Below are 25,878 nucleotides of genomic sequence, written 5' to 3' on the forward strand. Positions count from 1 at the left end.
GAACCCGGGAACCCGGCTGCGGAACACGGGGGAGTCCCCTGCGTTCCGGCCTCTCAACGGCCCCATCCGACCAAGGAGTTCCGTCATGCCGATCGTCACCGTTCAGCAGGGCCCGCGCAGCGTCGAGCTGAAGCGGGAGCTGGTCCGCCAGATCACCGACGCGTTCGTGGACGCGTACCGGATCCCCGCCGAGACCGTGCAGGTCTGGATCCAGGAAGTTGCCACCGACAGCTGGGGCGCGGCGGGAACGCTGACCGCCGACAAGTAGCCAAGCGGCAGTCGATGAGCAGCGGGCCGGCCTTCACGGGGGAGGGCCGGCCTGTGCCCCCGTACGGAGGCGTCACACGTCTCGTAGGGGAGGGCCGGGCCTTGTACGACCCCTACGGCCCCTACGGGTCTGTCAGGGCCCTACGGCCCCTACGGCCCCTACGGGAGTGTCCGGCCCGTACGGAAGTACCGCCCCTTAGGTGCCCCTACCGCCCCTACGTGCCCCTACGGAAGCGCCCCGGCCCGCCGCGCCGCGATCACCGCCTGCAGCCGGGTGTGCGCCCCCAACTTCCGCATCCCGGACCGGAGATAGCTCTTGACCGTCTCCGGGCGCAGCCCCAGCCGCTCCGCCGCCACCGCATTCGTCGCCCCCGACGCCACACAGGCCAGGACGTCCACCTCGCGCGGCGACAGCGCCGGGCCCGCACGGTCCTTTGACCCGGGCCGCTTCGACGAGGCCGTCGCGAGCCGGCCGCACGCCGCCAGCATCTCCTGCCGCAGCAGCGGATCGGCGATGCGCTGCGCCAGCGCCCGCAGTTCACCGTGCGCCTCCCGTACCTCCTCCCACCTCGTCGGCTCGGCGGCGGTCGGCTGCCGGGCCAGTGACAGCAGCCGCGCCGCCTCGTCCTGCAGCACCAGCGCCTGCTCCAGCTCCCGCGCCGCCGCCACGGCCGCCGATAGCGGCCGGTCGCCGAGCCGCACCGGCCGGCGCAGCGCCCCGTACAGCACCCCGCGCACCCGGCGCCGGACGATCACCGGCACCGCGAGCACCGACCGCAGCCCCTCCGCGGCCACCGCCGCGTCGTACTCATGGCTGATCACCGACGAGGCGCTGTAGTCGGTGACCGCGAGCGGCCGGGACAGTGCCACGGCCTTCCCGCCCAGCCCGTTGCCCTGCAGGATGTCCAGACCGTGCAGCACCGCGGTCTCCGTACCGGCCAGCTCATTGATGCGGTAGCGCCCCGCGCCGGACAGCAGACCGCCGAACGCCACCGGCAGCCCGCTCGCCCGCCGCAGCCGCGACAGCGCCGCCCGTACGTCCACCGAATCGCCCGCCGCCGGCTCGAGCTGCACGCCGATACCTCCGCTTCCCCCCATTCGGGGGTGGTGAGACCTGCGCCACTGATTACACGATGGCAGGGAGCGGTCCGGCAATGAGCAGGACACCGCGAGGCGGACAGGGGAAGGAGGCCGATGACGGACACGGAAAACGGCGCGGCGGGCCGCGCACCGGGCTGCTGGTACCGCACCGGAGGCTTACCTTTCCCTTGCACCTGACTGCGCGACGGCATCTGACGGCATCCGACAGCTGACGGCATCCGACCCCTGACGGCATCCGACTGCACGACCGTTGCCGTCGCGGAGCCAGTTGCTTCACGTGCCGTTGCCGCGGCAGAACCGCTGCCGTCAGGCGACTGCCAAACTCCCCTTCAGCTTCCAGGCGTGTGGGTACCACATCCCTCCGAACACAGGAGAAAGCATGCGGACACCGATGACGATCGCGGATTTCCTCGACCGCGCCGACCTGGGCTTCCGCGAGAGCCCGGGGGTGGTCGACGAGCCGCAGCAGCCCGCCCCACCGGTGCCCGTAGCGACGTACGGCCGGTTCGCCGAACGGGTCCGCGCCTGGCAGGCGGGCCTGGACGCCCTCGGGATCGGCGAGGGTGAGCGGGTGGCGGTGGTCAGCCACAACTCCACCCGCCTGCTGGAGCTGCTGTTCGCGGTGCCGATGAGCGGCCGCATCTGTGTCCCGGTGAACTTCCGCCTCAAGCGCGAAGAGGTCGCCTATGTGGTCCGGCAGAGCGGGGCCTCGGTCCTGCTCGTCGACCCGGAGCTGGAGGAGGCACTGGCCGGCATCGAGGTGCGGCACCGCTTCGTACTGGGCGAGCAGACCGAGTCCGAGCTGATGCGGTTCGGTGTGGATCCGCGCCCGTGGTCGCACCCGGACGAGGACGCCACCGCGACGATCAACTACACGTCGGGCACCACCGCCCGCCCCAAGGGCGTACAGCTCACCCACCGCAACATCTGGGTCAACGGACTGACCTTCGCCCTGCACACCCGCGTGTGGGAGCGCGACGTCTACATGCACACGCTGCCGATGTTCCACTGCAACGGCTGGGGGATGCCGTATGTGATGGCCGGACTCGGCGTCAAACAAGTGGTGCTGCGCAAGGTCGACGGCACGGAGATCCTGCGGCGGGTCAAGGAGCACGGTGTCACCCTCATGTGCGGCGCGCCCGCCGTGTGGAATGCCGTCCTCAACGCCGCGGCAACCTGGCCCGGCGAGATCCCGGGGCGCGACCGCGTGCGCGTGGTCTGCGCGGGGGCGCCGCCGCCGAGCGCGACGATCGCACGAATGGGTGAGGAACTGGGCTGGGAGTTCACCCAGATCTACGGCCTCACCGAGACGTCGCCGCTCCTGACCTTCAACCGGACCCTGCCCGGCGACGCGGACCTTCCCGCCGGGGAGCGGGCCCGCAAGCTGTCCCGTGCGGGTCTGCCCGCGCTCGGCGTCAAGCTGAAGATCTCCGACTCCGGTGAGGTCCTGGCCCGCTCGAATACGGTGCTCGAAGGCTACTGGGACAAGCCGGAGGAGACGTCGGCGGCGCTCGAGGACGACTGGTTCCGCACCGGCGACGGCGGCACCCTGGACCCCGCCGACGGCCACCTCACGATCTCCGACCGGAAGAAGGACGTCATCATCACCGGCGGCGAGAACGTGTCATCGATCGAGGTGGAGGACACGATCTTCAGTCACCCGGCGGTCGCCGAGGTCGCCGTGATCGGTGTGCCGCACGAGAAGTGGGGCGAGACGATCAAGGCCCTGGTGGTCCTCGCCGAAGGGGCGACGGCCGAGGAGTCCGACATCATCGACCACTGCAAGCGCCACATGGCCGGCTACAAGGCTCCGACGTCCGTCGAATTCCGCGACGAGATCCCCCGCACGGCCACCGGCAAAATCCAGAAGTTCAAGCTCCGTCGGCCGTACTGGTCCGGGCGCGACCGGGGAGTCAACTGACGACCGGGGACGGGAGCCGATCCCCGGCTGCCGTTGATGAAGATCCCAAGGCCCCGTCTCCGGCGAGAGCCCCGTATCGAGCTGCGGGACCGCACGGCGCAGGGCGACGGCAGTGCTGCCGCGTGCCGCGTGCCGCGACGGGAACCACCGATGAGCCGGCCGCACAGTGCCGGAGTACGCGAGGAGAACCACCGATGAGCGATCCGCACGAGGACATGAGCGAGCCGTACCAGGACATGAGCGAGCCGCACCAGGAACTGTCGTACGCCTGCGGGGTCGCCGACCGGCCGTTGCTCGGGCACACCATCGGGGCCGATCTGGCCCGCACCATTGCCCGGTTCGGCGGCCGCGAGGCGCTGGTCGAGGTGGCGAGCGGCCGTCGCTGGACCTACTCCGAACTGGGCCGCGCGGTCGACGAGGTGGCGCTCGGCCTGCTGGCCAAGGGCGTCGGCAAGGGTGACCGGGTCGGCATCTGGGCGCCCAACTGCGCCGAATGGGTCCTCGTCCAGTACGCCACCGCGCGGATAGGCGCCATCCTCGTCAACGTCAACCCCGCCTACCGCGTCCACGAGTTGGCATACGTGCTGCGCCAGGCCGGCATCTCGCTCCTGGTCTCCGCGACCCACCACAAGACCAGCGACTACCGCGGGATGATCGAGGAGGTACGCGCCGAGAGCCCGGCGCTGCGCGAAGTGGTCTACATCGGCGACCCCACCTGGGACGGGCTGCTGGAGGCAGGCGCCACCATCGGGCACACCCGGCTCGCCGAGTGCGAGAAGACCCTCACCGCCGACGACCCGGTCAACATCCAGTACACCTCGGGCACCACCGGCTTCCCCAAGGGCGCCACCCTCTCCCACCACAACATCCTCAACAACGGCTACTGGGTCGGCGAGACCGTCGCCTACTCCGAACAGGACCGGGTGTGTCTGCCGGTGCCCTTCTACCACTGCTTCGGCATGGTCATGGGCAACCTCGGCGCCACCTCGCACGGCGCCTGCATCGTCATCCCGGGCCCCGCCTTCGACGCCGCCACCACCCTCCAGGCCGTCCAGGACGAGCGCTGCACCTCCCTCTACGGCGTCCCCACCATGTTCATCGCCGAGCTCAACCACCCCGATTTCGCCGGCTACGACCTCACCTCCCTCCGTACGGGCATCATGGCGGGCTCCCCATGTCCCGAGGAGGTGATGAAGCGGGTGGTCGCCGAGATGCACATGACCGAGGTCTCCATCTGCTACGGCATGACCGAGACCTCCCCGGTCTCCACCCAGACCCGCCGCGACGACGACCTCGCACACCGCACCGCGACCGTCGGCCGGGTGCTGCCGCACATCGAGGTGAAGGTCGTCGACCCGGCGAGCGGGGTGACCGTGCCCCGCGGGGCCCCCGGCGAACTGTGCACCCGCGGCTACAGCGTGATGCTCGGCTACTGGGAGGACCCCGAGCGCACCGCCGAGGTCATCGACGCCGCCCGGTGGATGCACACCGGCGATCTCGCGGTGATGAGCGAGGACGGCTACGTCCGGATCGTCGGCCGCATCAAGGACATGATCATCAGGGGCGGTGAGAACGTCTACCCGCGCGAGATCGAGGAGTTCCTTTACTCCCACCCCAAGATCGCCGATGTCCAGGTCGTAGGCGTCCCCGACGCGAAATACGGCGAGGAGATCGCCGCCTGCATCATCCTCCGCGACCCCGAAGACCCCCTCACCCCCGACGAATTGGCCCACTACTGCCACTCCCGCCTCGCCCACTACAAGGTGCCGCGCCACCTCCACATCCTCGACGCCTTCCCGATGACCGTCAGCGGCAAGGTCCGCAAGGTCGAGCTGCGCGAGCTGCTGGCGGGGGAGCTGGGGCGGCTACGGCGATGACGCTTGGGCACGTACGGAGATGAATCCGCGCCCGACGACCGGGCGAGGGCGGCGCGCCCCTCGGCGAGCGTAAGGGGCCGGGTATCCGCGTCCCGCCCGGCTCCCCTCCGCCCCGCCGCGCGTGGCCGCCCCGCACTACCGACACTCCCCGCTGGCGCGGCGGAGACCTACCCGGGCGGGACGCGTCCACGGGATCAGCGCCGGACGCAAGCGCCGTAGGCAGCGTACGAAGCGCCGAACTTCCCAGCCATCAGACCGTCCTCGACCCGCACCCGGCGCAACAGCCACGGGACGGCAACCGCCAGATAGGCAATCCAGATACCGAAGCCGCACGCCAGCATCCCGGGGGATCAGGCCGAGGAAACCGGTGTAGATGGGGCGAACCCGCCCGGGCAGCGTGCGCGGCAGCCCCCGCACCCACAATGCTCAAGACCTGTGGACCGGTGTCGGGGAGGGAGCGCGCGAAGGCCGTACCTTCCCGAATGACCCTGTGATGGTCATAGAACGCGACAATTACCCGCTACTGGACTTCCTCAACACGGAGGTGGCCGACCGTGCGCGAAGCGCATCCGCTCCTGACTTTCTTCATGGACGCCGCCGACAATTGCTTCCCGCCGGTCGACGGCCGGGTGACGGTGCTGCCGCCCCTTCCCGGGGGGCTCGAATGCTCGGTCGCCTTTACCGGACACGCCGTCGTGGCCACCGCCATGACCGAGCAAGTCGTATACGCCCAGGGCCCGGATCTCGCCTGCGGATTCACGCCCTGGTCTTGCTCGACGCGGGCCCCGGACCGGGGAGGTGGCGTGCCAGTGACGGCGAGGAGGCCGCGGGCACTCCCGGAAAGGGGTTTCGTAGACACGCACCGTGATTTATAAGGCTGCCGGCACCAAAGCGAGAACCTCAGGGACGGTCAGTCATCCGCCTGTTCAGGTTGATGACGTGGCTGTCGTCCTACAGGCCATCGGCTGGGATCTGCTGCCCGGCGGATGAACCCTTCCCGGGTGGGCGCGCGATGCTTGCCGGGGCCGTGGCGCGGTGTACTGCCGGATTCTTGTTGCTGTGGCCAGTTCCACGCCTCTTCGGGGAAGTCGTCGACGATGGCCGCCAGGGTTTCGGCCAGGGTCAAAATGTCCTCGTACGTCTTACGTCCGTACGTCCACCCGATGATGCGGTCGCCCTCGATGCGCCAGGCCAGCCGGGCGTCGTGCATGACCCGTTCCATGGCGTATGTGCTGATGAGAGCCGCGAAATCGGGATCGTCGGCGCAGTAGCGGACCAGGTGCGTGCCGAGGTTGGGCAGGTCCCTGCCGCGGCCGGTGACGCGGTTGAGGGCGGGAATTTTTTCGTCGGGGACATTCAGCCGACGGGCCGTGGCGGCGGTCGAGGGGAGGGCACGGAGCAGGGGGAGTACGGCCACGGAATAGTTCCACGCGACACTGCTCTTGGCGCAACGCTTCCAGGCAAGGACATGGAACAGGCTCACCTCCTGACCGTGGAAGCTGCCCTGGACCAGATCGCGGATACCGACACCATCGCTGCCGAGGCTGAACGGGTAGCCGAGGCGGTCGAACGTATCGAGGAAGTCCCGACCGTGCTTGTGGTACGCCCAGGCCGGGTCCTCCCGGAAGCGCTTGATGCTTTTGCGAACCTCGAACACGATGGATCAATCGTCCGATGCGGTATCGGTGTTGAGCTTATTGGCGTTGCCGTAGATGAGGCCGTCGATGGCGATCTGCTGAAAGGCGGGGAGATGGGCGGGGCCGCCCTTGCGGTGCACGCCGCTGATTGACTCGAAGGCCTTGTCCCCGGCGTGGTTTGCGGCCCCACCAACGGCTCCGCCGGCACCACTGAAGAGCATGTCCCGCCCGACGTTCCGGTCTTCGCCTTCGATCCACATCTCTCCCCCGTCCGCCGCGGCCTGCCCGCCCGCACCGCCCGCGCCCTCCACGGCCGTCCTGCCGAGGAGGTTGTTTCCCTTCAGCCCCTCGCCGATGGCCTTGCCGGGAGCCCAATCCGCTCCGTGCGACCCGCCACTGCGCGCCCAGTCCCCGATTTTCTGCCCGAGCTTCCCCGCTCCTGCCGAGATTCCCGTGCCCACTCCGGAGGCGATGGCGGCGTCTTGGAAGTCCTGCCCCCAGGTGATCTTCTGTCCGGTGAGGGCCTGTCCGCCAACGTTGCCGACGAAGTTGGCGCCGGTCCCCTTCGCGAACTCGATGGTGAACTTGAGCAGCTTGCTGTCCGCCATTGCCTGCTTCACCGTCTCGATCGCCTTGGCAGCCCTGATCAGGATCTGTCCGAGCCGGGTGATCTCGCCCGTAGCCTCGGCGATCTCCGCCGAGGCCGCACCCGCCGCGATGGCGTCGGAGAAGCCTGCGGTGAGCACCGTCAGGCCGATGCCGATCGCCACCGTCGCGGCGATCTCCTCGGCCACGCGGTGGACCTCGTCGTTGGCCTTCTGGATGGCGTCAGCAGTGGTGTCCAGCTGATGGGCCACGGATGCGAACTGCGGCAACACCTTCCCCACCTGGCCCCTGGTGTGATTCCAGTGCGAGTGGAAGGCGTCGGCTGCCTTGCCGGTCCAGTTGTCGCCGAGCCGGGCGACCTCGTGGTCCTGCGTCTCGATCGTGGTCTTCAGGTCGTGGGCCATGTGCCGCCACGCCTCGGCGCAGGCCCGTAGCACGGACGGGTCCCCGCCGGGGTTGAAGAGGTCGAAGCTCTTCTCGATCTTCGGCTGGTGTTCCTGATGCTGGTCGCCCATGTCACTTCCCCCCGAACTGCTGCGCCTGCGCGGAGTCAGATGCGTGGTAGGAGGCGACGGTGTGGTGCAGGCCTGCGGCGTAGTGCTTCAGTCCGGCGCTCAGCTGCCGCAGGGAGGTCACTGTGTGACGGGTCATCTCCACGTACTGGGAGAGGACTTCAGTGGACTCGGACATCACACCGAAGGCGTCATCCACGTTCTCCGCCCGCGAGGCGAAGGTGCTGATGCGGTCGTCCAGATGGTCGGAGGAGGACGTGAAGTCCTTGGCCAGAGCCATGACCGGCCCGGGATGTATCGAAAAATGCTCGTGCGCCAACGCAGTCCCCCATGGTGAAGCCTTTTGTGATCAATGCACCCGGGGAGCATAGGCGCATAGGTGCCGAATATTTGCTCGATTGGGTATGAGTTTTATGGACCCTTGACGCAACCCGAAGGCCCCGTAAATGCGCTCTTTAAAGCCGTGGAGCCGACCGCCCCAGCCACGACGTACCCCTTCTCTGGCCTCAGGCAGCTGATTGCTGTGTGCGCGGCCCGGCCCCGGCCGGGCCGCGCGCGGGGAAGCGGAGCGAGCCGCCTTGAACTCGTAGAGAAAGTTGTTACTCAAGCTCCGGACGAGATGTGCCAGAGCGGGGCCTGGTACTGCTCAGGGCGACAGCTAAGCAGTAGTGCTCTGAGGTCTTGGCGCTGGTTGCCGCTGAGGCCGAATGCTTCGGTGAGCCGGCGGAACGTGGTGTGGGTGATTCCGCGGGAGCGGGCGTCGGTCTCGAACTCGTCGAGCCGGTGGAGGACGGCTTCCGGGGCGAGCTTTTGGGTCTGCTGGCTGGTGAGCCAACTGGCCTTGTTGCGCTCATAGTCGATCTCGGAGAAGCCGCAGATCTCCCGGCTGTGCTGCTCGACCTGGTGCAGGTTCTCGGTGGCAAGGATGGCTCGGGCGAGATGGTTGCGGTTCAGCGCCTCGTCGAGATCCGCCTCGTACACGACGGAGCCGTCGTCGGTGAGCGGCACCGGCAGGCCGGCATCCCGCACCTCGCACAGACCACGGGCGCCTCGTGCGGTGGCGGCGAGCATGGCCGTTGCCTCGGAAGGGTGCCATTCCAGTACCGAGCTGACGGGTGTGACGTGCGCGGCCGTGAGCGTCAGGGCAACAGGGCCCAAGCGATCACGCAGGGCGTCAGCGGGGAGTTCGCCATCGAGGCCGGGGCCGGCGACCAGGAGCCGCACGGGGAAGTTAAGTTCACAGCACGCCGCGAGAGTGAGTGCGTCGGCGAGTGGGCTCCGGAGGGTGGGCTCGTCGCCCTGGGCGAGGATGTCGCCGCCCACATCCAGGAGGTCGATGGAGTCCGGTTCCAAGTGCTGGACGAGCTCTTCGAGTTGGCGGACCATGCCCTCGGCGCCGTGGTGCGGGTCGATGAGCGCGAAGGTCTGCGGGAGCTCTGCTGCCAGTCGGGGAAGCGTCGAGCCCGCGGGAGCGATCGGTGTTGCGTCGGCGGGAACGGCCTGGACGCTTCGGGTGAGGGGGCGGAGGCCGGTGAAGTTGGCCGGCCCTCTTGGGCCCGGGATGGGGTCGATCAAGAGACGGTCCCACGCGTAGGTGAGGATCACCGCCGGAGTCTCGGCGCCGTAGAGGGCGGCATCCAGCATCGCCGCGGCGACAGCGTCGCCTCCTCCTCCTGCTGCCACGATCAAGCGCGTCACGTGCGCCAGCGTACGGGCCGCTCTACTAGCCACTCACTCTATAGTGGCTAGAGGTAATAGCCACTTAGGGAAGGGGGAGCGGATGCCGAAGATCGAGGAGACCCAGCCCAAGTACCTTCAGATCGCGCACCACATTCGCGATCAGATCCTGCGGGGCGACTTGCGGCCTGGTGACGAAGTGCCGTCGGAACGTCAACTGGCGGCGGATTGGAGCGTGTCGCGCCCGACGGCTGCGCGTTCGCTGGAGGCTCTGCGGCACCAGGGGTTGGTCGAGGAGCGGCAGGGCTCGGGCACGTACGTGCGGGGCCTGGCGGTCAACCGCCGTGCTCGTGAGCTGTACGGGCGGGCCAAGCAGACGGGCAAGATCTACACGCCGGGCGAGTACGCGGTGATCACGTCAGCGGGCTGGTTGGAGGCGCCGGATTATGTGGCGGAATCACTGAACCTGGCTGCCGGCGCCCGTGCGGTGCACCGCCGACGGGTCACCAAGAACGACTCCGGTCCCATCACGCTCTCCACCTCCTGGTTCGGCCCCGACGTGGGTGAGCGCGCGCCGAAGCTCCGGGATCCCGATCGGATCCAGGAGGGCACGCTGATGTACGTCGAGACCATGACGGGGCGCCAGGGCAGCTATGCCGAGGACCGGATGTGCGCTCGCCTCGCGACCGATGACGAGGCGGCCGACTTGGAACTGGAGCCGGGGTCAGCGGTGCTGATCGTCCATCACGTCGTCTATGACCTGCAGGATCGCCCTCTGGAGTTCGCCGAGGCGACGTATCCGCCCAGCCGTTGGGCGTTCGAGCAGGGATACCCGATCGGGTAGAAAGCCTTGGTTCTCTGACGAAACGCTTGCGGCGCCAAGTGGCTAAAGCCACTATCCAGTAAGTGGCTAAGGCCACTTTGCCGGAAGGGGGCACGGACGCGAGTCAGGCATCTGCGGAGTTACGACACGTCGCCGCGGCCGCGTGTCGTGGATGCCGGGGCCGAGGCTGGAAGCGGGTCGGCTCCCGCTCAGCCTTGGCGGCCTCCGCGGCTGACGCTCGCGCCCGTGCTACGTCCAAGCGGCGCTGTCTGGACTGCGGCGGCACCGGTAGGGAGTAGGACGGAATGAGCGACGTCATCGGAGGCCCTGAGGGGTCGGGGGTTGAGCCCGTGTACATCGGCGCCATGACCTTGTACCCGGTGCCCGAGTCCGTGGCGCGGGCTCGGCGCTGGTTCAGAAAGTTCACAGATCCGCATGAGCTGGCCTGCTCGGTGGACGAATGCGTATTGATGATCTCCGAGCTGGTGACCAACGCTGTTCTCTACGGAGAGGCGGAGGACTCCTGGCGGGTGCGCGTGGAGTGGTGGCGTGTCGGTGAAGCACTGCGGGTAGATGTGCACAATCCCGGGTTTCCCGCGAAGGTCCGCATGCGCGAGGCTGCCGCCGATGAAGCGCATGGCCGGGGCCTGCATCTTGTCGATGCGTTGGCTGACTGCTGGAGTGCCGGGCCCAGTCGCTATGGCGGGGCGATGGTCTCGTTCTCTGTTGACGGAGCTTGGAAGTCCTGATGAGCGGAGGCCCCACGGTGCCCGTGCGCGTCGGCGTTGGCTGTCAGGGCCGCCGCTCGCCCGGCCAGTCGAGCAGCAAGCGCTGAGCGCGGGGAAGTGAAGCGACCACGAGGTCGTAGGAGTCCTCGATCATGTCGAGGATGAGTTGGTCGGGGAGGGCGCCGGTCAGCGAAACGGTGTTCCAGTGGCGCTTGTTGAGGTGGTAGCCGGGGACCACCTCGGGGTGTGTGGCGCGCAGTCGTTCTGCCAGTTCGGGGTCGCATTTGAGGCTCACGGTGAGCGGCGCATCCGTGAGGGTCGTGAGTGCGAAGATCTTTCCGCCGACCTTGAAGGTGGACACGTCCGGGTGCCGGGGGAAGGGGAACTCCTCGACCGCGCCATTGAAGTCCAGGCAGGCGGCCCGCAGAGCATTCGCGTCGATCATTCCGTCAGTATGGCCGGTGGAGCTGTCATGGCTGAGGGGGCGTTCGCCATACCTGCGGCGAGCGGTCTCGGCCTGCGGCCTGTGGGGAACAGCGACCGGAATGGCCGATTGGGCGCGCCGATCGCGCAGGATGTCAACTCGCCGGAATAATCTGGCATTTCGTCATGATCCTTGAGGGGGGACTCATTGTGCTGAGTGAAGTTGACGGAGGGCAGGAGCGACGGCGAGGCGCATATGGCGTCGACGCCCCGTACGCCTTGTTCGGCCTTGCCTGCGGAGCTGTGGGGTCGTCCCTGGCGGTGATCGGCACGCTTTTGGGGCCTGGGAGGGGGTGGGCCTGGGTGCCGTTTCTGTGCGCGCTGGTGATGGCCGTCGCCTTGGTGCTGTACGCGCATGCCACGCGGCGCGGAAAGTTCACGGTGTGGGAAGGGCTGCTGGACGAGTTGGAGCTGCGCGGCGACGAGCGGCTGCTGGATCTCGGGTGCGGACGTGGGGCCGTGTTGCTGGCCGGCGCACGGCGGCTTCCGGAGGGCCGGGCCGTGGGCGTGGACTTGTGGCGTGGGGTTGACCAGTCGGGTAACGCCCGGAGCGTCACCTCGCGCAATGCGGAGGCTGAGGGGGTCCACGACCGGGTGGAGCTGCACACCGGTGACCTGCGGGACCTGCCCTTCGGCGACGGCGAGTTCGATGTCGTGCTCTCCAGCCTGGCCATCCACAACATCAAGGATGCGGGAGAGCGGCGCCGGGCCATCGCCGAGGCGGTACGCGTACTGCGCCCCGGGGGACGGCTGGTGATCGTGGACATCGGGCGCTCCGTGGTCCTTTACCGGGACGTCCTGGGAGAGCTCCCGGTCAGTGGGCTCGGTGTCCGCTCGCTGGGCTGGCGCATGTGGTGGGGTTTCCCGTGGATGCGGAGCCGCGTGGTCACGGCGTCCGGGAGGGGCGCCTGAGCGGCGACGTTGCCCGGGGGCGGGCGGTCGCAGCGCTCACGTTCCGCTGCCCGCCCCGCCGGCCTCTCGCCTCATGCACACCCTCGGCCAGCGGTCGAGTCCCAGTGCCGCCTCGTGGGCGCGGATTGCCCGCAGGCCCGGGGTGAGTTCGGTAGCGGTGAGGGTCCGGAATCCGAGCCGGGCGTAGTACGGCGCGTTCCAGGGAACCTCGGCGAAGGTGGTCAGGGTGAGTGGGGCCGGGCCGCCCGCGCGTTCCGCCCGGTCGATCAGTGCCCGGCCGATGCGGCGGTGGGCGTGCTGCGGGTGGACCGAGACCTGCTCGATGTGGGTGCAGCCGTCGACCGGCTCCCAGAGCAGAAAGCCGAGTGGCTGTCCGGTGGAGTGGGGGGCCGCCGTCTCGCCCGGTTCCTCGTACGCCGCCAGTGCCCGGCCCGCGCGCTGGAACGCCGTCAGCTGTGCGAGGGACGGTGGTTCGGCGTCCGCGATCGCCGCCATGCCGAGCCCGCGGAATGCCGTACCGGACGCGAGCTCGATGCTGCGCAGGGTGGGCAGCTCGGCGAGGGAGGGGGCATGGATGAGCAGCACGGGGTCAGTGTCGCCGGTCCGGGCGGGGGAGGCGAGCGGATTTCCGTACTGCTTGCTGTGAACCGCCCAGTCATCGGTCCCAGCCGCCCAGCCGCCCCGCAGCCTCGGTCCTTGCCTGCCCAGCTGCCCAGCCGTCGGCCCTCAACTGCCCAGCCGTCGGCCCTCACCTGTCCAGTCGCTCAGTCGGCGGTCGTGAGTCCCGGGCCGCCCGGCGCCGCAACGCGACAGCATCACCGCCCCGCCGCCCCGTACTTGATCAGTTCGTCGGCCGGGTCGTTGACCGGCTGCGGGGTGCCGGTGAGGTCCATGACGAACAGTGGGATGTGCAGGTCGTCGGCGCGGGAGCGGGCGTCGCGGGCATAGCCGGCGAGCGAGAAGAAGACCGCGATGGCCGAGGCGTTCAGGCCGTTGAGCCAGACGCATTCGATCTCGCGCAGCTGGGTGGCGCGGGTGGTCGGGTCGACCTGGGCGACCACGCCCGTACCGCGGAGGTCCACGCCGGAGGCGGTGCGCTCCTGGGTCCGGGCGACATCGGCGTAACCCAGCCACTTCAGATACTGCTGGGCGGCGGTGACACAGTCGCGGGCCGTGCGGATGGTGACCGGGCGGAACGCCGGGCGCAGGGCGGGGCGCGGCGTCCCGGAAGCGGAAGCGGAAGGGGGAGAGGGGGCAGCAGCGGGATCAGGAGCGGGGGCCGGTCCGCGCCTCGGTGGCGGTGGGCCGGGGGAGGGGAAATTCGGCGGTGGTGGGACCGGCGCGGGGACGACCGGGACCCGTACGACGGTGCCGCAGGCGCAGCCGGACTCCGGTGCGGGCCATTCGTCCTGCCGTCCGCAGACCTCGCAGCGCACCTCCACCCAGGAGGCCTGCCACGTGCGGTGGAGTATCTCGACGGGCACGCCGCCGCGCAGCACGGGCAGGGTCAGCGGGGCACCGCACGCGCACGGGAAGGTGGGCGGGGTGAAGGCGTTCTCGCGGCGGCACGTGGGGCACCGCACCGGCACGCTGTCGGCCATGGTCGGCTCCTGGCAGGTCGGGCGGCAGACAGGTCGGATCTGCTGCTGTTCCCATGGTCTCTCCAAAGTCGGGCGCAGGGGGGCGATTTGCGAGGAGAGCCGCAGGTGGGTGAGAACCGCGCGGGAGCCACGGCGCATGGGGGGAGCGCATCGCGGCGCGCAGGGGCCGTCCGTGCGGCCGGGCGCGCCACGCACACGAGGCCGGGCGCGCCACGCACACGAGGCCGGACGTGCCACGCACACAGGGCCCGGGATCCGTGACGTACGGATCCCGGGCCCGCTGTGGTTCCCGTCCGACAGCGCGAGGATCGGGCGCGACAGGACATCGCGCCGCCGGACGGAGTCTGTGGGGCGGGGAGCAGGCGGGCTCCGCGGTGGGGGAGAGGCCCGCCCTTTGCCTCGGGCGGGCGCGGCCACCGCACTGGTTCTCCCGGTGTACCGCGGAGCTCGCGCTGCGGCTCCGTACCGGCCGGCCACCCCTCAAACGGGCCGGCCGCTACGGATGCGCAAGGAAGCCGACCTCCCGTCAGTCCTCGCGCAGTTCGCGGACCCTGGCCTCGACGCGCGCGCCGTAGTCCGGGTCGGCGGCGTGGAAGTGAGCCAGGTTCTTCTCGATCACGTCGTCGCGGCTGACCTGGGAGAGGCCGCCGGCGATGTTGTCGACCAGACGGGTCTTCTCGTCCTGTGACATCAGGCGGTAGAGCTCGCCGGCCTGGAAGAAGTCGTCGTCCTTGGTGTGCGCCGGTGCCTCGTGGGTGCCGGTGTGGCCGGAGACGGCGAGCGGGGCGGAGAGCGGCTGGTCCGTCTGGACCGGGCCGCCGTAGGAGTTCGGCTCGTAGTTCTTGGCGTGCCGGTCGTAGCGGTGGGTGGCCATCAGGCCGTCCCGGCCGTAGTTGTGGGCCTCGGTCGCCTTGGGGGCGTTGACCGGCAGCTGGGTGTGGTTGACGCCCAGGCGGTAGCGGTGCGCGTCGGCGTAGGCGAAGAGCCGGCCCTGGAGCATCTTGTCCGGGGACGGGCCGATGCCGGGCACGAAGTTGTTCGGCGAGAAGGCCGACTGCTCGACCTCGGCGAAGACGTTGTCGGGGTTGCGGTCCAGGACCAGGCGGCCCACCCGCTGCAGCGGGTAGTCGCTGTGCGGCCACACCTTCGTCAGGTCGAACGGGTTGAAGCGGTAGTTCGCCGCCTCGGCCGCCGGCATGATCTGTACGTACAGCGTCCAGGAGGGGTAGACGCCCCGCTCGATGGACTGCAGCAGATCGGTCTGGTGGCTGTTCGGGTCCTTGCCGGACAGCTCGGCGCCCTGCTCGGCGTCCAGGCAGCGGATGCCCTGGTTCGTCTTGAAGTGGTACTTGACGAAGAAGGCCTCGCCCTCGGCGTTCGTCCACTGGTAGGTGTGCGAGCCGTAGCCGTTCATGTGGCGGTAGGAGGCCGGGATGCCGCGGTCGCCCATCAGCCAGGTGACCTGATGGGTCGCCTCCGGGGAGTGCGCCCAGAAGTCCCAGACGTTGTCCGGCTCCTGCTTGCCGGTGAAGGGGTCGCGCTTCTGGGAGTGGATGAAGTCGGGGAACTTGACCGGGTCCTTGATGAAGAACACCGGGGTGTTGTTGCCGACGAGGTCGTAATTGCCCTCTTCGGTATAGAACTTGAGGGCGAAGCCACGCGGGTCACGCGCCGCGTCCGGGCCGCCGAGGCTGTCGGCGACGGTCGAGAAGCGGATGAAGGTCTCGGTGCGCTTGCCGACGGTGCCCAGGAAGTCGGCACGGGTGAAGCCGGTGACGTCGTCGGTCACCTCGAAGTAGCCGTACGCGCCGGAGCCACGGGCATGCACGACGCGCTCCGGGATGCGCTCGCGGTTGAAGCGGGCGAGCTTCTCCAGCAGGTGCTGGTCCTGGAGGAGGATCGGGCCGCCGGCGCCTGCGGTGGCGGAGTTCTGGTTGTCGGCGACGGGGGCGCCAGCCTCCGTAGTGAGAAAGCGCGCCGTCAGCGTGGGCTTCGACATGGTGACCTTCCGTACGAGAGCGCGGAAGTTGGCTTCCGCGTGTCGGAGCGTAAGAAGCGCTACGACCAAACGTCAACAGTTTGTTGAAACAAAGCTGAGAGGTGTCCGGGGGTGTTCCGGGCGGCGGTCACGCCTGGGCGCGACAGGACAAGTGTCGGCGCGGCCGCCGCCCGGAAGGCGGAGGGGACTTGCTGAAGGTCCCGTGGGAAGGGGCCGGATCGAGCCCCCCCGGGCGCACTCGTGCACGGGGCCGGGTCCGGGCCCCGTGGGCTCAGTGCGCGACGGGGTGCCCGGAGAGGCGTTCGACGCCGCGGAGGAGGGCGGAGTGGTCGAGACCGCCGTCGCCCTGGGCGCGCAGCGAGGCGACGAGGGAGGCGACGAGGGTGCCGACGGGCAGCGCGGCGCCGACGGTGCGGGCGGCGTCGGTGACGATGCCCATGTCCTTGTGGTGGAGGTCGATGCGGAAGCCGGGGGGAAAGTCGCGGTTCTTGAAGTTGTCCTTCTTGCGGGCCAGGACGGTGGAGCCGGCCAGGCCGCCGCCCAGGACGTCGAGGGCCGCGGTGAGGTCGACGCCGGACTTCTCGAGGAAGACGACGGCTTCGGCGCAGGCCTGGATGTTGATGGCGACGATCAGCTGGTTGGCGGCCTTGACGGTCTGGCCGGCGCCGTGGGGGCCGCAGTGGACGATGGTCTTGCCGAGGGCTTCCAGCAGGGGGCGGGCGGCGTCGAAGTCGGCCCGGTCGCCGCCGGCCATGATGGACAGGACGGCTTCGATGGCGCCGGCTTCGCCGCCGGAGACGGGCGCGTCCAGCACACGGATGCCCTTGTCGGCGGCGGCGTGGGCCAGGTCGATGGAGGTCTGCGGGGTGATCGAGGACATGTCGATCAGCAGGGCGCCGCGCCGGGCGTTTTCCAGGATGCCGCCGGGGCCGTAGGCGATGGCTTCGACCTGGGGGGAGGCCGGGACCATGGTGATGATGACGTCGGCATCGGTGACGGCTTCGGCCAGGGAGGCGGCTGCGGTGCCGCCGGCCGCCGCGAGGCGCTGGAGTTTGTCGGCTTCGAGGGTGTAGCCGGTGACCTGGTAGCCGGCCTTGATCAGGTTTTCGGCCATGGGGGAGCCCATGATGCCGAGACCGATCCACGCGATCTTGGGCAGGTTGCTCATCGGGAGGCCTCTTTCACGGTTTTCGCGGTGCTGGAAGTCGTCAGGAGCGGGCCGCACGCAGCGGGGCGGGGAGCCATGCGAAGGCGCCTGCGCCGGTTCCGTCGCCGGGCTTGTACTCCAGGCCGGTCCAGCCCTGGTAGCCGGCCTTCTTGAGGCGGCCGAGCAGGTCGGCGAAGTCGAGATCGCCGGTGCCGGGGGCGCCGCGGCCGGGGTTGTCGGCGATCTGCACATGGGCGGTCTTGGGCGTGTAGCGGTCGATGACCTCGTCCAGGTCCTCGCCGTTCATCGACAGGTGGTAGAGGTCCATCAGGAAGCGGGTGTTGTCCAGGCCGGTGGCCGCGTTCACCGCGTCCACCACCTCGATGGCCTTCGGTGCGCTGACGATCGGGCAGTGCGGCGACTCCGGCGCGTTCAGCGCCTCGATCAGCACCGTGCCGCCCACCTCCGCGACCGCCCGCGCGGCGAACGCCAGGTTCTCCAGTGCCAGCGCGTCCTGCTCGGCGGCCGGCACCCCCGCCACCCGGTTGCCGTAGAGGGCGTTGAAGGACGTGCAGCCCAGCGAACGGCCGAACTCCACCGCCACCGGCACATTCGCCCGGAACTTCTCCGACTCCTCGCCCGGGACCGACAGGGCTCCGCGGTCCGGGCCCGGCAGCTGTCCGGCGTAGAAGTTCAGTCCCACCAGCCGCGTCCCGGCATCCGTCAGCGCGGTGCGCAGCTCCGCCAGCTCCGCCGGCTCCGGCACCGGGGCGTCCACCCACGGCCACCACAGCTCCACCGCCGTGAAGCCCGCCGCCCGCGCGGCCGCCGGCCGCTCCAGCAACGGAAGCTCGGTGAACAGGATCGACAGATTGACGTCGAAGCGCGTGTCCGTGAAACCCATCAGGCCCGGCACTCCCTTCCGGATAGTGGAACTGTTTTTCTGCTTATTGGAAGACTGCCTGGCGGGCTCGAAGGCTGTCAAGGGGGCCCCGGAGCAATTTCTGGTGGCCGGGCGCTCCCGCGCGTAGGTTGAGCGGCGTGCGATTGAGAGTGGAGTTCACGACGGAACCGTTCGACCTGGACGAGGCGCCGGCGCATGCGGTGGTGGCGCGGGACGTCGTCACGGGTGCCGGGCTGGACGCCGTCGATGTCGGCCCCTTCGGCAATACGGCGGAGGGCGAGGCCGAGCAGGTGCTCGGTGCCGTGGCCGCCCTGCTGCGGGAATCGCTGCAGGCGGGCGCCACCCGGGTCTCCCTGCAGGTCAATGTGATCCAGGGCGCCGGTCAGGGCGCGGGGGAGGCGACGTGACGGAGCCCGCTGACCACCCGTTCGTCCAGGCGGTCAAGCCGCTGGTCGACGCGATGGGTGGACAGATGCTCGCGCCGGACCAGGCGCAGGGCGATGATGTCGTGCTGACCTGGGAGGGGCAGGACCGGGTGGCCGTACGGCTCCCGCATCTGTCGGACTCGCTCGACCACATCCTCGCCGAGCTCCAGCGCCGGCACGGCATGCCGCTGGCGGAGCTGGACCGTAAGACCAAGCAGTCGGTGGTGCGGATACTCGAGTCCCGCGGGGCCTTCTCGGTCCGTCACGGGGTGGAGACCGTCGCCACCGCCCTCGGCGTCAGCCGCTTCACCGTTTACAACTACCTGAACAGGGACAACCCCGCGAAGGGCGCCGACTGAGGGCGAAGCGGACCGAGATCCGCACCGGCCGCCGGAATCGTCGCCCGGAATCACCGGACGGCGGCATTTGCGCCGCCGAGTTTTCAACAAAGTGTTGACGTGCTGTTGCCAGGGGTCTTAGCTGTTTCCAGCCAAGCAGAGCTGTCCAGCACCAGGCCACGGAGGCTTCCCGTGTCTACGCGTTCACCACGCTCGACGGGGGACACCCCCGAGCCCACGCCGGGCCTCACCCGGTTCAACACCGCCGACGACCAGGCGGCCCTGGCCGCACTGCACGAGGTGTGTGCCAGCCGGGCTTGGGGCGGCAAGGTTCTCGCGCAGCGTCCCTACGCCACCGCCGATGCCCTGTTCGCCGCGAGCGACGCCGCCATGGCCGAGCTGACCGCCGAGGATCTGGCCGAGGCGATGGCCGGGCACCCGCCGATCGGCCGTCCGAAGCCGGGCGACCCCACTTCGCGCCGAGAACAGAGCGGGATGGCCGGCGCCTCCGAAGCGCTCAAGGCCGAGATGCTCGAACTCAACCTGGCCTACCAGGAGAAGTTCGGGCATGTCTTCCTGATCTGTGCCTCCGGCCGGACCGGAGAGGAGATGCGCGACGCCGTCCGTGACCGGATCGACAACACGCCGGAACAGGAACGCGAGATCGTGCGTGCGGAACTCGGCAAGATCAACCGCATCCGCCTGACCCGTATCGCCGAGCACGCAGAAGGAGACGCAGCATGAGCAGCGAGAGGGCTGCACCGACGTCGGTGTCCACCCACATCCTGGACACCAGCGTGGGCCGCCCCGCGGAGGGCGTCGCCCTCACGCTCGCGGTGCGCTCCGGCCGCGACGGCGCCTGGACCGCCCACGGCGCGTCCACGACCGATGCGGACGGACGCTGCAAGGACCTGCCGGCCCTGCCGGAAGGCACAACCCACGTGCGCCTCGACTTCGCCGTCGAGGAGTACTTCGTTTCGCACCGGCACCGCGCACACCACAAGGCAACCCAGCAAGCCGAGGAACAGCAGGACGCCCCCCGCGTAAGGGACAGCGGAGCTTTCTTCCCGGAGGTGGCGATCACCTTCGCCGTCACGCCGGGCGAGCATTATCACGTACCGCTGCTGCTCAACCCGTTCGGCTACTCCGTATACCGAGGGAGCTAGCACCGACATGACTGCCCAATCCCGCCCGGCCCACGCTGCCGATTCCCGCCCGGCCCGCGCTGCCGATTCCCGCCCGGCCCGCCCTGTGATTCTCGGTCAGAACCAGTACGGCAAAGCGGAGAACCGCGTCGTCAAGATCACCCGCGACGGTGACAGGCACCACATCAAGGACCTGAACGTCTCGGTCTCGCTCTCCGGCGACCTGGAAGAGGTCCACCTCTCCGGCTCCAACGCCCACTGCCTTCCCACCGACACGACCAAGAACACCGTGTACGCCTTCGCCAAGGAGCACGGGATCGACTCGGCCGAGCAGTTCGGCATCCACCTGGCACGGCACTTCGTCACCAGCCAGGAGCCGATCCACCGGGCCCGCATCCGGATCGAGGAGTACGCCTGGGAACGGATCGCCCCCTCCGACGCCAACTCCCGCTTCATCGGCGCCGACGAGGTCCAGCACTCCTTCGTCCGCAAGGGCCAGGAGACCCGCCTGACCGAGATCACCTATGACGGTGAGCGGTGGCAGGTCATCTCCGGCCTGAAGGACCTCGTGGTGATGAACTCCACCAACTCGGAGTTCTGGGGCTACATCAAGGACAAGTACACGACGCTGAAGGAGGCCTACGACCGCATCCTGGCCACCGAGGTGTCCAGCCGCTGGCGGTTCAACTGGACCGACGACGAGCAGCGGATGCCGAACTGGGAGCGTTCGTACGAGCAGGTCAAGAAGCACATGCTGCAGGCGTTCGCGGAGACCTACAGCCTCTCGCTGCAGCAGACCCTGTACCAAATGGGCGCGCGTGTGATCAACAACCGTTCGGAGGTCGACGAGATCCGCTTCTCGCTCCCGAACAAGCACCACTTCCTCGTCGATCTGGAGCCGTTCGGGCTCAAGAACGATACCGCCGAGGGCGCCGTGTACTACGCGGCCGACCGCCCGTACGGCCTGATCGAAGCCACTGTTCTGCGCGACGGTGTCGAGCCCGAGATCCCGGTGGATCTGACGAACCTCTAGCGGCTTTGACGCAACGCCGTGCCGCGTGTGTCCCTCCCCACCCCGCGGCGGGGAGGGGCGCACGGAACCCGAGGGGAACGACCCATGGCACAGCACACGCACGCCCCGCACCACCCCGCGCCACCGGTCCACCCGGTGGACGAGAAGCCGGCCGTCGGACGGCTCGTCCCGGCCGCGCTCCAGCACATCGCCGCCCTGTACGCCGGTGTCGTCACCCCTCCGCTCATCATCGGCCAGGCCGTCGGCCTGGACACCGCGGGCCGGCCCCGGCTGATCGCCGCCGGTCTGCTCATCGCCGGGGCGCCTTCCCCGTCCTCGGCGCCGGCCTCGTCCCGCTCGCCGCACCGTCCTTCTACGACGCCTTCCCCGCCTGGGCGCAGACCGTGCTCGGCTCGGGGGTCAGCGCCGGCGCCCTGGTCGCGGTGCTGCTCAATCTGTTCTTCCACCACCTCGGCACCCGGAGCACCCCACGGGCAGCGGTACCGTCAGCCGCCTCGCCCGGCTCCGGCACTCAAATCCCGTAGGGCCATGCCGTGCCCACCGCCGGAATCGAAAGTAGGAGCACCATGGCTGCCTCGGCATCCCCTGAGGGCGCGACCGAGCGCCTCGTCATCGAGAACTGCGCCATCGCGACGGTCGACGCCCACGACACCGAGTACGCCACCGGCCATGTCGTCGTCGCCGGGAACGTCATCGAGTCGGTCGGTGCGGGCAAGGCGCCCGAGGGCCTGGCGGGTGTCGTCCGCCGGATCGACGGCACCGGGCACCTGGTCACCCCCGGCCTGATCAACACCCATCACCACTTCTACCAGTGGATCACCCGTGGCCTGGCCACCGACCACAACCTGTTCAACTGGCTGGTCGCGCTCTACCCGACGTGGGCCCGCATCGACGCCCCGATGCTCGCCGCGGCCACCCAGGGCTCGCTGGGCATGATGGTCAAGGGCGGCGTCACCACCGCCTCCGACCACCACTACGTCTTCCCGCGGGGTTCCGGCGACCTCGTCGCCGCCGAGCTCGCGGCCGCCGCCGGGATCGGCGCCCGGATCACCCTCGCCCGCGGCTCCATGGACCGCAGCGAGAAGGACGGCGGGCTGCCCCCGGACTTCGCCGTCGAGACCACCGAGGGTGCCCTGCTGGCGACCGAGGAGGCCATCGACGCCCACCACGACGCCTCCTTCGGCTCGATGGTGCAGATCGCCGCCGCGCCCTGCTCGCCGTTCTCCGTGTCCACCGAACTCATGCGGCAGGGCGCCGAGTTGGCTCGCCGCAAGGGTGTACGGATGCACACCCACGGCTCGGAGACCGTGGAGGAGGAGAAGTTCTGCCACGAGCTGTTCGGCATGGGCCCGACCGACTACTTCGAGTCGACCGGCTGGCTCGGCGGTGACGTGTGGATGGCGCACTGCGTCCACATGAACGACTCCGACATCGCCGCCTTCGCCCGCACCGGCACCGGCGTCGCGCACTGCCCGTCCTCCAACGCCCGCCTCGCGGCCGGGATCGCCCGCGTCCCCGACATGCTCGCGGCCGGCGTCCCGGTCGGCCTCGGCGTCGACGGCACCGCCTCCAACGAGTCCGGCGAACTCCACACCGAGCTGCGCAACGCCCTGCTGATCAACCGCCTCGGCGCGCACCGGGAGGCCGCGCTGAACGCCCGCAAGGCGCTGCGGCTGGGCACCTACGGCGGCGCGCAGGTCCTCGGCCGGAGCGCCGAGATCGGTTCGCTGGAGGCCGGAAAGCTCGCCGACCTGGTGCTGTGGAAGCTGGACGGCCTCGGCCACTCCACCATCGCCGACCCGGTCACCGCCCTGGTCTTCGGCCCGGCCGCACCGGTCACCCTCTCCCTCGTGGGCGGCCGGCCGGTCGTCGAGGACAACCACCTCAGCAACGTCGACGAGGACGCCGTCGCCCGCACCGCGCGGGCCGAGGCGCAGCGTCTGGCCCGGATCGCCGCCGAGGGCTGACCCCTCGGCGCGGCCGCGGCCGACGCCACCCCTGAACTCGGCCGGGAGGGACGGCTCCCGGCCGGGCTTGTGGATCCGAGCGGGATCCACAAGCGCCGGACCCGGGGGTGCGGGATCTTCTCGCACCCCCGGGCCGGTCGGCTCCCACCCCCGGGCCGGCCGGCCCCACCGCCGTCCGCGCGCGCCACGAGCGCACAGTCCCGCAGCATCGCTCACCAGGCAACTCCCTGCACCACGCACCACATGGCAAGCCCTCCGTGACAGCCTCGCCTCGCCGGCCCCCGGCGACGCAGAAAACGAAGGAGGCCCGCAGTGGCCGCAATGACCGGGCAGAAGCCGGAGGAGGACCGGAAGCATCCGGTCGACCGGACCCTCCCGCCCTTCAAGATGTTCACCAGCGGCCTCCAGCACGTGGCCGCGATGTACGCGGGAGTGGTGGCCCCGCCGATGATCGTGGGACCGGCCTGCGGGCTGAGCGCCACCGAGACCGCGTTCCTGATGGGCGCCAGCCTCTTCACCGCGGGCATCGCGACGCTGCTGCAGACCCTGGGCTTCTGGAAGGTCGGCGCCAAGCTGCCCTTCGTCAACGGCGTCTCGTTCGCCGGCGTCACCCCGATGATCGCCATCGGCAAGGCGCACGGCCCCGCCGACGCACTGCCGGTCATCTTCGGCGCGGTGATCGTCGCCGGTGTGCTGGGATTCCTGCTCGCCCCCTACTTCTCCAAGCTCGTACGGTTCTTCCCGCCGGTGGTCACCGGCACCGTCATCACCCTGATCGGCGTCTCGCTGCTGCCGGTGGCCTTCAACTGGTCCCAGGGCGGCAACGACCGGGCCCCGGACTACGGTTCGCTGACGAACATCGGGATGGCCGCGCTGACCTTCCTGATCGTGCTGGTGCTGCGCCGGGTGCTGCGCGGCTTCCTCCAGCAGATCGCGATCCTGCTCGGCCTGATCGCCGGCACCCTGATCGCGATACCCGTCGGCATCACCCACTTCTCCGCGCTCTCCCAGGCGTCCCTGATCGGCTTCCCGACGCCCTTCCACTTCGGCGCCCCGCAGTTCGACCTCGCCGCGGTCGTCTCCATGTGCATCGTGATGCTGGTCTGTATGACCGAGTCGACGGCCGACATGCTGGCCCTCGGCAGGATCGTCGGCCGCCCGGCGGACGAGCGCACCATCGAGGGCGGACTGCGCGCCGACACCCTCGGCACGGCTCTCAGCCCGCTGTTCAACGGCTTCGCCAACAGCGCCTTCGCCCAGAACATCGGCCTGGTCGCGATGACCAAGGTGCGCAGCCGCTTCGTCGTGGCCACCAGCGGTCTGATCCTGCTCGTGCTGGGCCTGTGCCCGGTGGCCGCCTCGGTCATCTCGCTGGTCCCGCTGCCGGTCCTCGGCGGCGCCGGCATCGTGCTCTTCGGCTCGGTGGCCGCCAGCGGCATCCAGACGCTGGCCTCCGCCGCGATGGAGAAGGGCGACAACGCCCTGATCGTCGCCGCGGCCGTCGGCATCGGCCTGATCCCCATCGCCGCACCGGACTTCTACCACCACCTCCCCAAGGACCTGCTGGTCGTCCTGGACTCCGGCATCAGCACCGGCTGCCTGGTCGCCATCGTCCTCAACCTCGCCTTCAACCACTTCGGCAGGAAGACGGCGGACGCCGACGGGGACGCCGAGGGGGAATCTCCGGGGGACACCGACACCGAGGCGGACGCGGCCGCCGCCGTCCCGTCCGGCCCGGCGATCGCCCAGCGGCCCGCCCCCGCCACGGCGTCCGACGCCGACGAGCCCGCGGCGGCGACCGCCCACTGATGTGGGGACGGTGCGACGGCCCTTACGGGCAGACGCGGACTGTCTGACGCACCCCCTCGTGGCGGGACATGGAGTGCGCTCATGCGCGCTGTAGTGATCGACTGCGAGGGGAAGTTCCCACTGGAGCAACGGCCGGACCCGGTGGCGGGACCGGGAGATGTGGTGGTCCGCGTGCGCGCCGCAGGTCTCAACGCCGCAGACCTGCAGCAGCAGGCACGCGGGGACTTCCGGCGCCGCCGGGATGGCCGACCGATGTGCCCGGGCCGTAACTCTTCTCGGCCCCCTCAGTCCAGCAGTCCGCCCAGCAGCTCGCGGAGGCCCGGTCCCGGGTCGAATTCCTCGTCGGGGAAGGAGAGCTGGCGGAAGGCGACGCCGTCCATGTAGTCGCAGAGGATCGCACAGTGCCGCCGCGGCGCCGGTGAGCCGATGCGCCGTAGCCACTCCGCTCCCCAGTTGATGACGGTTTCGCGGCCGCGGGTGAGTGCGGGGCGGAGCTCGGGGCGGGCCCAGGATTCCAGGTGGAGCGCGAAGCGGGCGGCGGTCCTGGCCCGCTCGGGGCCGGTCGCGTACCGGAGGAACCGGGCGACGGTATCGGCGAGTTCGGCGGCGTCGGCCGGGTCGGCCGCCGTGGCGAAGGCCTCCCAGTCGCGGTGCTCCAGGGCCTGGACGTGCTCGACGATGCCGTCGATCAGGGCCGTCCGGTTGCGGAAGTAGTTGGAGGTGGTGCCCGACGGGACTCCTGCCGCGGCATCCACGGCCTGGTAGGTCAGCCCCCGTGCCCCCGCGCTGCCCAGGACCTGGATGCCCGCGTCCAGCACCTGCTCCCGCCGTCGTGCCACCCCGAGCGCCCTTCGTGCCGAACCGCTTCCTACTACGTTTGTAGTGCCGATCCACTATAAGCGCAGCCCCGCAGGCCCCGGCGCACCCGCCGCGCCGCCGTCACCGTCGTCGGCCTGGACGCGCCGC

At 69.8% G+C, this 25,878-nt stretch carries 25 protein-coding genes and 2 pseudogenes; 15 read left to right on the top strand and 12 right to left on the bottom strand.

What is annotated here, in order from left to right; all coding sequences use genetic code 11:
• Positions 1–85: 85 nt before the first annotated feature.
• Positions 86–268 carry a 4-oxalocrotonate tautomerase DmpI gene (gene dmpI, locus CFW40_RS28470; protein WP_088800697.1) on the top strand — a complete coding sequence of 61 codons (183 nt, stop codon included), beginning with the start codon at positions 86–88 and terminating at the stop codon, positions 266–268.
• 224 nt (positions 269–492) lie between these two features.
• Here dmpI and CFW40_RS28475 read toward each other — a convergent pair whose 3' ends face one another.
• Positions 493–1,341 (bottom strand): helix-turn-helix transcriptional regulator, encoded by an 849-nt coding sequence (locus CFW40_RS28475; RefSeq protein ID WP_256331242.1) that lies wholly within the window; start codon positions 1,339–1,341, stop codon positions 493–495.
• 406 nt (positions 1,342–1,747) lie between these two features.
• On the opposite strand from CFW40_RS28475, the gene CFW40_RS28480 reads away from it, so the two are divergent.
• Positions 1,748–3,289: an AMP-binding protein gene (locus tag CFW40_RS28480; RefSeq protein ID WP_088800699.1), complete on the top strand. Its 1,542-nt coding sequence runs from the start codon at positions 1,748–1,750 to the stop codon at positions 3,287–3,289.
• 236 nt (positions 3,290–3,525) lie between these two features.
• Entirely contained in the window at positions 3,526–5,166 is a 1,641-nt protein-coding gene (locus CFW40_RS28485; RefSeq protein WP_088802421.1) for an AMP-binding protein, read from the top strand.
• A gap of 910 nt (positions 5,167–6,076) precedes the next feature.
• Here the strand turns inward: CFW40_RS28485 and CFW40_RS28500 are convergent.
• The 4 genes from CFW40_RS28500 to CFW40_RS28515 all read right to left on the bottom strand — a co-directional run bounded on the left by CFW40_RS28500 (position 6,077) and on the right by CFW40_RS28515 (position 9,619).
• Entirely contained in the window at positions 6,077–6,823 is a 747-nt protein-coding gene (locus CFW40_RS28500; protein ID WP_176956363.1) for a hypothetical protein, read from the bottom strand.
• Positions 6,824–6,829: 6 nt separating this feature from the next.
• Positions 6,830–7,924 (bottom strand): WXG100 family type VII secretion target, encoded by a 1,095-nt coding sequence (locus CFW40_RS28505; protein ID WP_088800700.1) that lies wholly within the window; start codon positions 7,922–7,924, stop codon positions 6,830–6,832.
• A 1-nt stretch (position 7,925) separates the two neighbouring features.
• Positions 7,926–8,201 (bottom strand): ESX-1 secretion-associated protein, encoded by a 276-nt coding sequence (locus CFW40_RS28510; RefSeq protein ID WP_256331241.1) that lies wholly within the window; start codon positions 8,199–8,201, stop codon positions 7,926–7,928.
• 323 nt (positions 8,202–8,524) lie between these two features.
• Positions 8,525–9,619 (bottom strand): DUF1152 domain-containing protein, encoded by a 1,095-nt coding sequence (locus CFW40_RS28515; RefSeq protein WP_256331240.1) that lies wholly within the window; start codon positions 9,617–9,619, stop codon positions 8,525–8,527.
• Positions 9,620–9,701: 82 nt separating this feature from the next.
• Here CFW40_RS28515 and CFW40_RS28520 point away from each other — a divergent pair, with 82 nt between their 5' ends.
• Both CFW40_RS28520 and CFW40_RS28525 read left to right on the top strand, forming a co-directional pair.
• Positions 9,702–10,442, top strand: coding sequence for a GntR family transcriptional regulator (locus CFW40_RS28520; RefSeq protein WP_088800702.1), 741 nt, complete (start codon positions 9,702–9,704; stop codon positions 10,440–10,442).
• A gap of 284 nt (positions 10,443–10,726) precedes the next feature.
• Positions 10,727–11,170, top strand: a complete 444-nt coding sequence (locus CFW40_RS28525; RefSeq protein WP_088800703.1) for an ATP-binding protein — start codon at positions 10,727–10,729, stop codon at positions 11,168–11,170.
• Positions 11,171–11,213: 43 nt separating this feature from the next.
• Here the strand turns inward: CFW40_RS28525 and CFW40_RS28530 are convergent, their stop codons facing one another.
• Complete coding sequence (locus tag CFW40_RS28530; RefSeq protein ID WP_085923911.1) at positions 11,214–11,594, bottom strand: MmcQ/YjbR family DNA-binding protein; 381 nt, start codon at positions 11,592–11,594, stop codon at positions 11,214–11,216.
• Between the two features lie 341 nt (positions 11,595–11,935).
• Between CFW40_RS28530 and CFW40_RS28535 the strand changes: the two genes are divergently transcribed.
• Positions 11,936–12,544 (top strand): class I SAM-dependent methyltransferase, encoded by a 609-nt coding sequence (locus CFW40_RS28535; RefSeq protein WP_256331239.1) that lies wholly within the window; start codon positions 11,936–11,938, stop codon positions 12,542–12,544.
• 36 nt (positions 12,545–12,580) lie between these two features.
• Here the strand turns inward: CFW40_RS28535 and CFW40_RS28540 are convergent, their stop codons facing one another.
• From CFW40_RS28540 to CFW40_RS28560, 5 genes are all read right to left on the bottom strand, one after another.
• Positions 12,581–13,126 (bottom strand): GNAT family N-acetyltransferase, encoded by a 546-nt coding sequence (locus CFW40_RS28540; RefSeq protein WP_088802423.1) that lies wholly within the window; start codon positions 13,124–13,126, stop codon positions 12,581–12,583.
• Between the two features lie 233 nt (positions 13,127–13,359).
• Positions 13,360–14,145 (bottom strand): hypothetical protein, encoded by a 786-nt coding sequence (locus CFW40_RS28545; protein ID WP_088800705.1) that lies wholly within the window; start codon positions 14,143–14,145, stop codon positions 13,360–13,362.
• A gap of 526 nt (positions 14,146–14,671) precedes the next feature.
• Complete coding sequence (locus CFW40_RS28550) at positions 14,672–16,129, bottom strand: catalase (protein WP_088802424.1); 1,458 nt, start codon at positions 16,127–16,129, stop codon at positions 14,672–14,674.
• Between the two features lie 286 nt (positions 16,130–16,415).
• Positions 16,416–17,312 (bottom strand): 2-hydroxy-3-oxopropionate reductase, encoded by an 897-nt coding sequence (locus CFW40_RS28555; protein WP_088800706.1) that lies wholly within the window; start codon positions 17,310–17,312, stop codon positions 16,416–16,418.
• 40 nt (positions 17,313–17,352) lie between these two features.
• Positions 17,353–18,195 carry a TIM barrel protein gene (locus CFW40_RS28560; RefSeq protein ID WP_088800707.1) on the bottom strand — a complete coding sequence of 281 codons (843 nt, stop codon included), beginning with the start codon at positions 18,193–18,195 and terminating at the stop codon, positions 17,353–17,355.
• Positions 18,196–18,332: 137 nt separating this feature from the next.
• Here CFW40_RS28560 and CFW40_RS28565 point away from each other — a divergent pair, with 137 nt between their 5' ends.
• The 9 genes and pseudogenes from CFW40_RS28565 (at position 18,333) to CFW40_RS28605 (ending at position 24,912) form a co-directional block, all read left to right on the top strand.
• Positions 18,333–18,602 (top strand): hypothetical protein, encoded by a 270-nt coding sequence (locus CFW40_RS28565; protein ID WP_088800708.1) that lies wholly within the window; start codon positions 18,333–18,335, stop codon positions 18,600–18,602.
• A complete protein-coding gene (locus tag CFW40_RS28570) occupies positions 18,599–18,979 on the top strand; it encodes a helix-turn-helix domain-containing protein (protein ID WP_088800709.1) in 381 nt (126 codons plus the stop codon). The genes CFW40_RS28565 and CFW40_RS28570 overlap by 4 nt, the downstream gene beginning before the upstream one ends.
• A gap of 171 nt (positions 18,980–19,150) precedes the next feature.
• Positions 19,151–19,702, top strand: coding sequence for a 2-oxo-4-hydroxy-4-carboxy-5-ureidoimidazoline decarboxylase (uraD, locus tag CFW40_RS28575; protein WP_088800710.1), 552 nt, complete (start codon positions 19,151–19,153; stop codon positions 19,700–19,702).
• Positions 19,699–20,124, top strand: a complete 426-nt coding sequence (gene uraH / locus CFW40_RS28580) for a hydroxyisourate hydrolase (RefSeq protein WP_088800711.1) — start codon at positions 19,699–19,701, stop codon at positions 20,122–20,124. Before uraD ends, uraH begins: the two co-directional genes overlap by 4 nt.
• A 7-nt stretch (positions 20,125–20,131) precedes the next feature.
• Entirely contained in the window at positions 20,132–21,136 is a 1,005-nt protein-coding gene (gene pucL / locus CFW40_RS28585) for a factor-independent urate hydroxylase (protein WP_256331238.1), read from the top strand.
• A gap of 84 nt (positions 21,137–21,220) precedes the next feature.
• Positions 21,221–21,436 (top strand): annotated as a pseudogene (locus CFW40_RS38305) (purine permease); the annotation flags it as partial.
• Positions 21,437–21,450: 14 nt separating this feature from the next.
• Positions 21,451–21,660, top strand: a pseudogene (locus CFW40_RS38310) (purine permease); the annotation flags it as partial.
• Between the two features lie 42 nt (positions 21,661–21,702).
• Complete coding sequence (locus CFW40_RS28600; protein WP_088800712.1) at positions 21,703–23,103, top strand: 8-oxoguanine deaminase; 1,401 nt, start codon at positions 21,703–21,705, stop codon at positions 23,101–23,103.
• Positions 23,104–23,424: 321 nt separating this feature from the next.
• Positions 23,425–24,912: a nucleobase:cation symporter-2 family protein gene (locus CFW40_RS28605; protein ID WP_088800713.1), complete on the top strand. Its 1,488-nt coding sequence runs from the start codon at positions 23,425–23,427 to the stop codon at positions 24,910–24,912.
• Between the two features lie 284 nt (positions 24,913–25,196).
• Here CFW40_RS28605 and CFW40_RS28615 read toward each other — a convergent pair whose 3' ends face one another.
• Complete coding sequence (locus tag CFW40_RS28615) at positions 25,197–25,751, bottom strand: TetR/AcrR family transcriptional regulator (RefSeq protein ID WP_088800714.1); 555 nt, start codon at positions 25,749–25,751, stop codon at positions 25,197–25,199.
• Between the last annotated feature and the right edge of the window lie 127 nt (positions 25,752–25,878).

Origin of the sequence: Streptomyces sp. 2114.4 (assembly GCF_900187385.1) — a bacterium.
GTDB classification, from domain to species: domain Bacteria; phylum Actinomycetota; class Actinomycetes; order Streptomycetales; family Streptomycetaceae; genus Streptomyces; species Streptomyces mooreae.

What these genes read in the sequence shown, in the direction of transcription:
- CFW40_RS28485 (WP_088802421.1), top strand. Translation starts at nt 3,526, where the DNA reads ATGAGCGAGCCGCACCAGGAACTGTCGTACGCCTGCGGGGTCGCCGAC.
- uraH (WP_088800711.1), top strand. Translation starts at nt 19,699, where the DNA reads ATGAGCAGCGAGAGGGCTGCACCGACGTCGGTGTCCACCCACATCCTG.
- CFW40_RS28505 (WP_088800700.1), bottom strand. Translation starts at nt 7,924, where the DNA reads ATGGGCGACCAGCATCAGGAACACCAGCCGAAGATCGAGAAGAGCTTC.
- CFW40_RS28480 (WP_088800699.1), top strand. Translation starts at nt 1,748, where the DNA reads ATGCGGACACCGATGACGATCGCGGATTTCCTCGACCGCGCCGACCTG.
- CFW40_RS28530 (WP_085923911.1), bottom strand. Translation starts at nt 11,594, where the DNA reads ATGATCGACGCGAATGCTCTGCGGGCCGCCTGCCTGGACTTCAATGGC.
- CFW40_RS28520 (WP_088800702.1), top strand. Translation starts at nt 9,702, where the DNA reads ATGCCGAAGATCGAGGAGACCCAGCCCAAGTACCTTCAGATCGCGCAC.
- CFW40_RS28560 (WP_088800707.1), bottom strand. Translation starts at nt 18,195, where the DNA reads ATGGGTTTCACGGACACGCGCTTCGACGTCAATCTGTCGATCCTGTTC.
- CFW40_RS28510 (WP_256331241.1), bottom strand. Translation starts at nt 8,201, where the DNA reads ATGGCTCTGGCCAAGGACTTCACGTCCTCCTCCGACCATCTGGACGAC.
- CFW40_RS28525 (WP_088800703.1), top strand. Translation starts at nt 10,727, where the DNA reads ATGAGCGACGTCATCGGAGGCCCTGAGGGGTCGGGGGTTGAGCCCGTG.
- CFW40_RS28545 (WP_088800705.1), bottom strand. Translation starts at nt 14,145, where the DNA reads ATGGCCGACAGCGTGCCGGTGCGGTGCCCCACGTGCCGCCGCGAGAAC.
- pucL (WP_256331238.1), top strand. Translation starts at nt 20,132, where the DNA reads ATGACTGCCCAATCCCGCCCGGCCCACGCTGCCGATTCCCGCCCGGCC.
- dmpI (WP_088800697.1), top strand. Translation starts at nt 86, where the DNA reads ATGCCGATCGTCACCGTTCAGCAGGGCCCGCGCAGCGTCGAGCTGAAG.
- CFW40_RS28605 (WP_088800713.1), top strand. Translation starts at nt 23,425, where the DNA reads ATGACCGGGCAGAAGCCGGAGGAGGACCGGAAGCATCCGGTCGACCGG.
- CFW40_RS28555 (WP_088800706.1), bottom strand. Translation starts at nt 17,312, where the DNA reads ATGAGCAACCTGCCCAAGATCGCGTGGATCGGTCTCGGCATCATGGGC.
- CFW40_RS28600 (WP_088800712.1), top strand. Translation starts at nt 21,703, where the DNA reads ATGGCTGCCTCGGCATCCCCTGAGGGCGCGACCGAGCGCCTCGTCATC.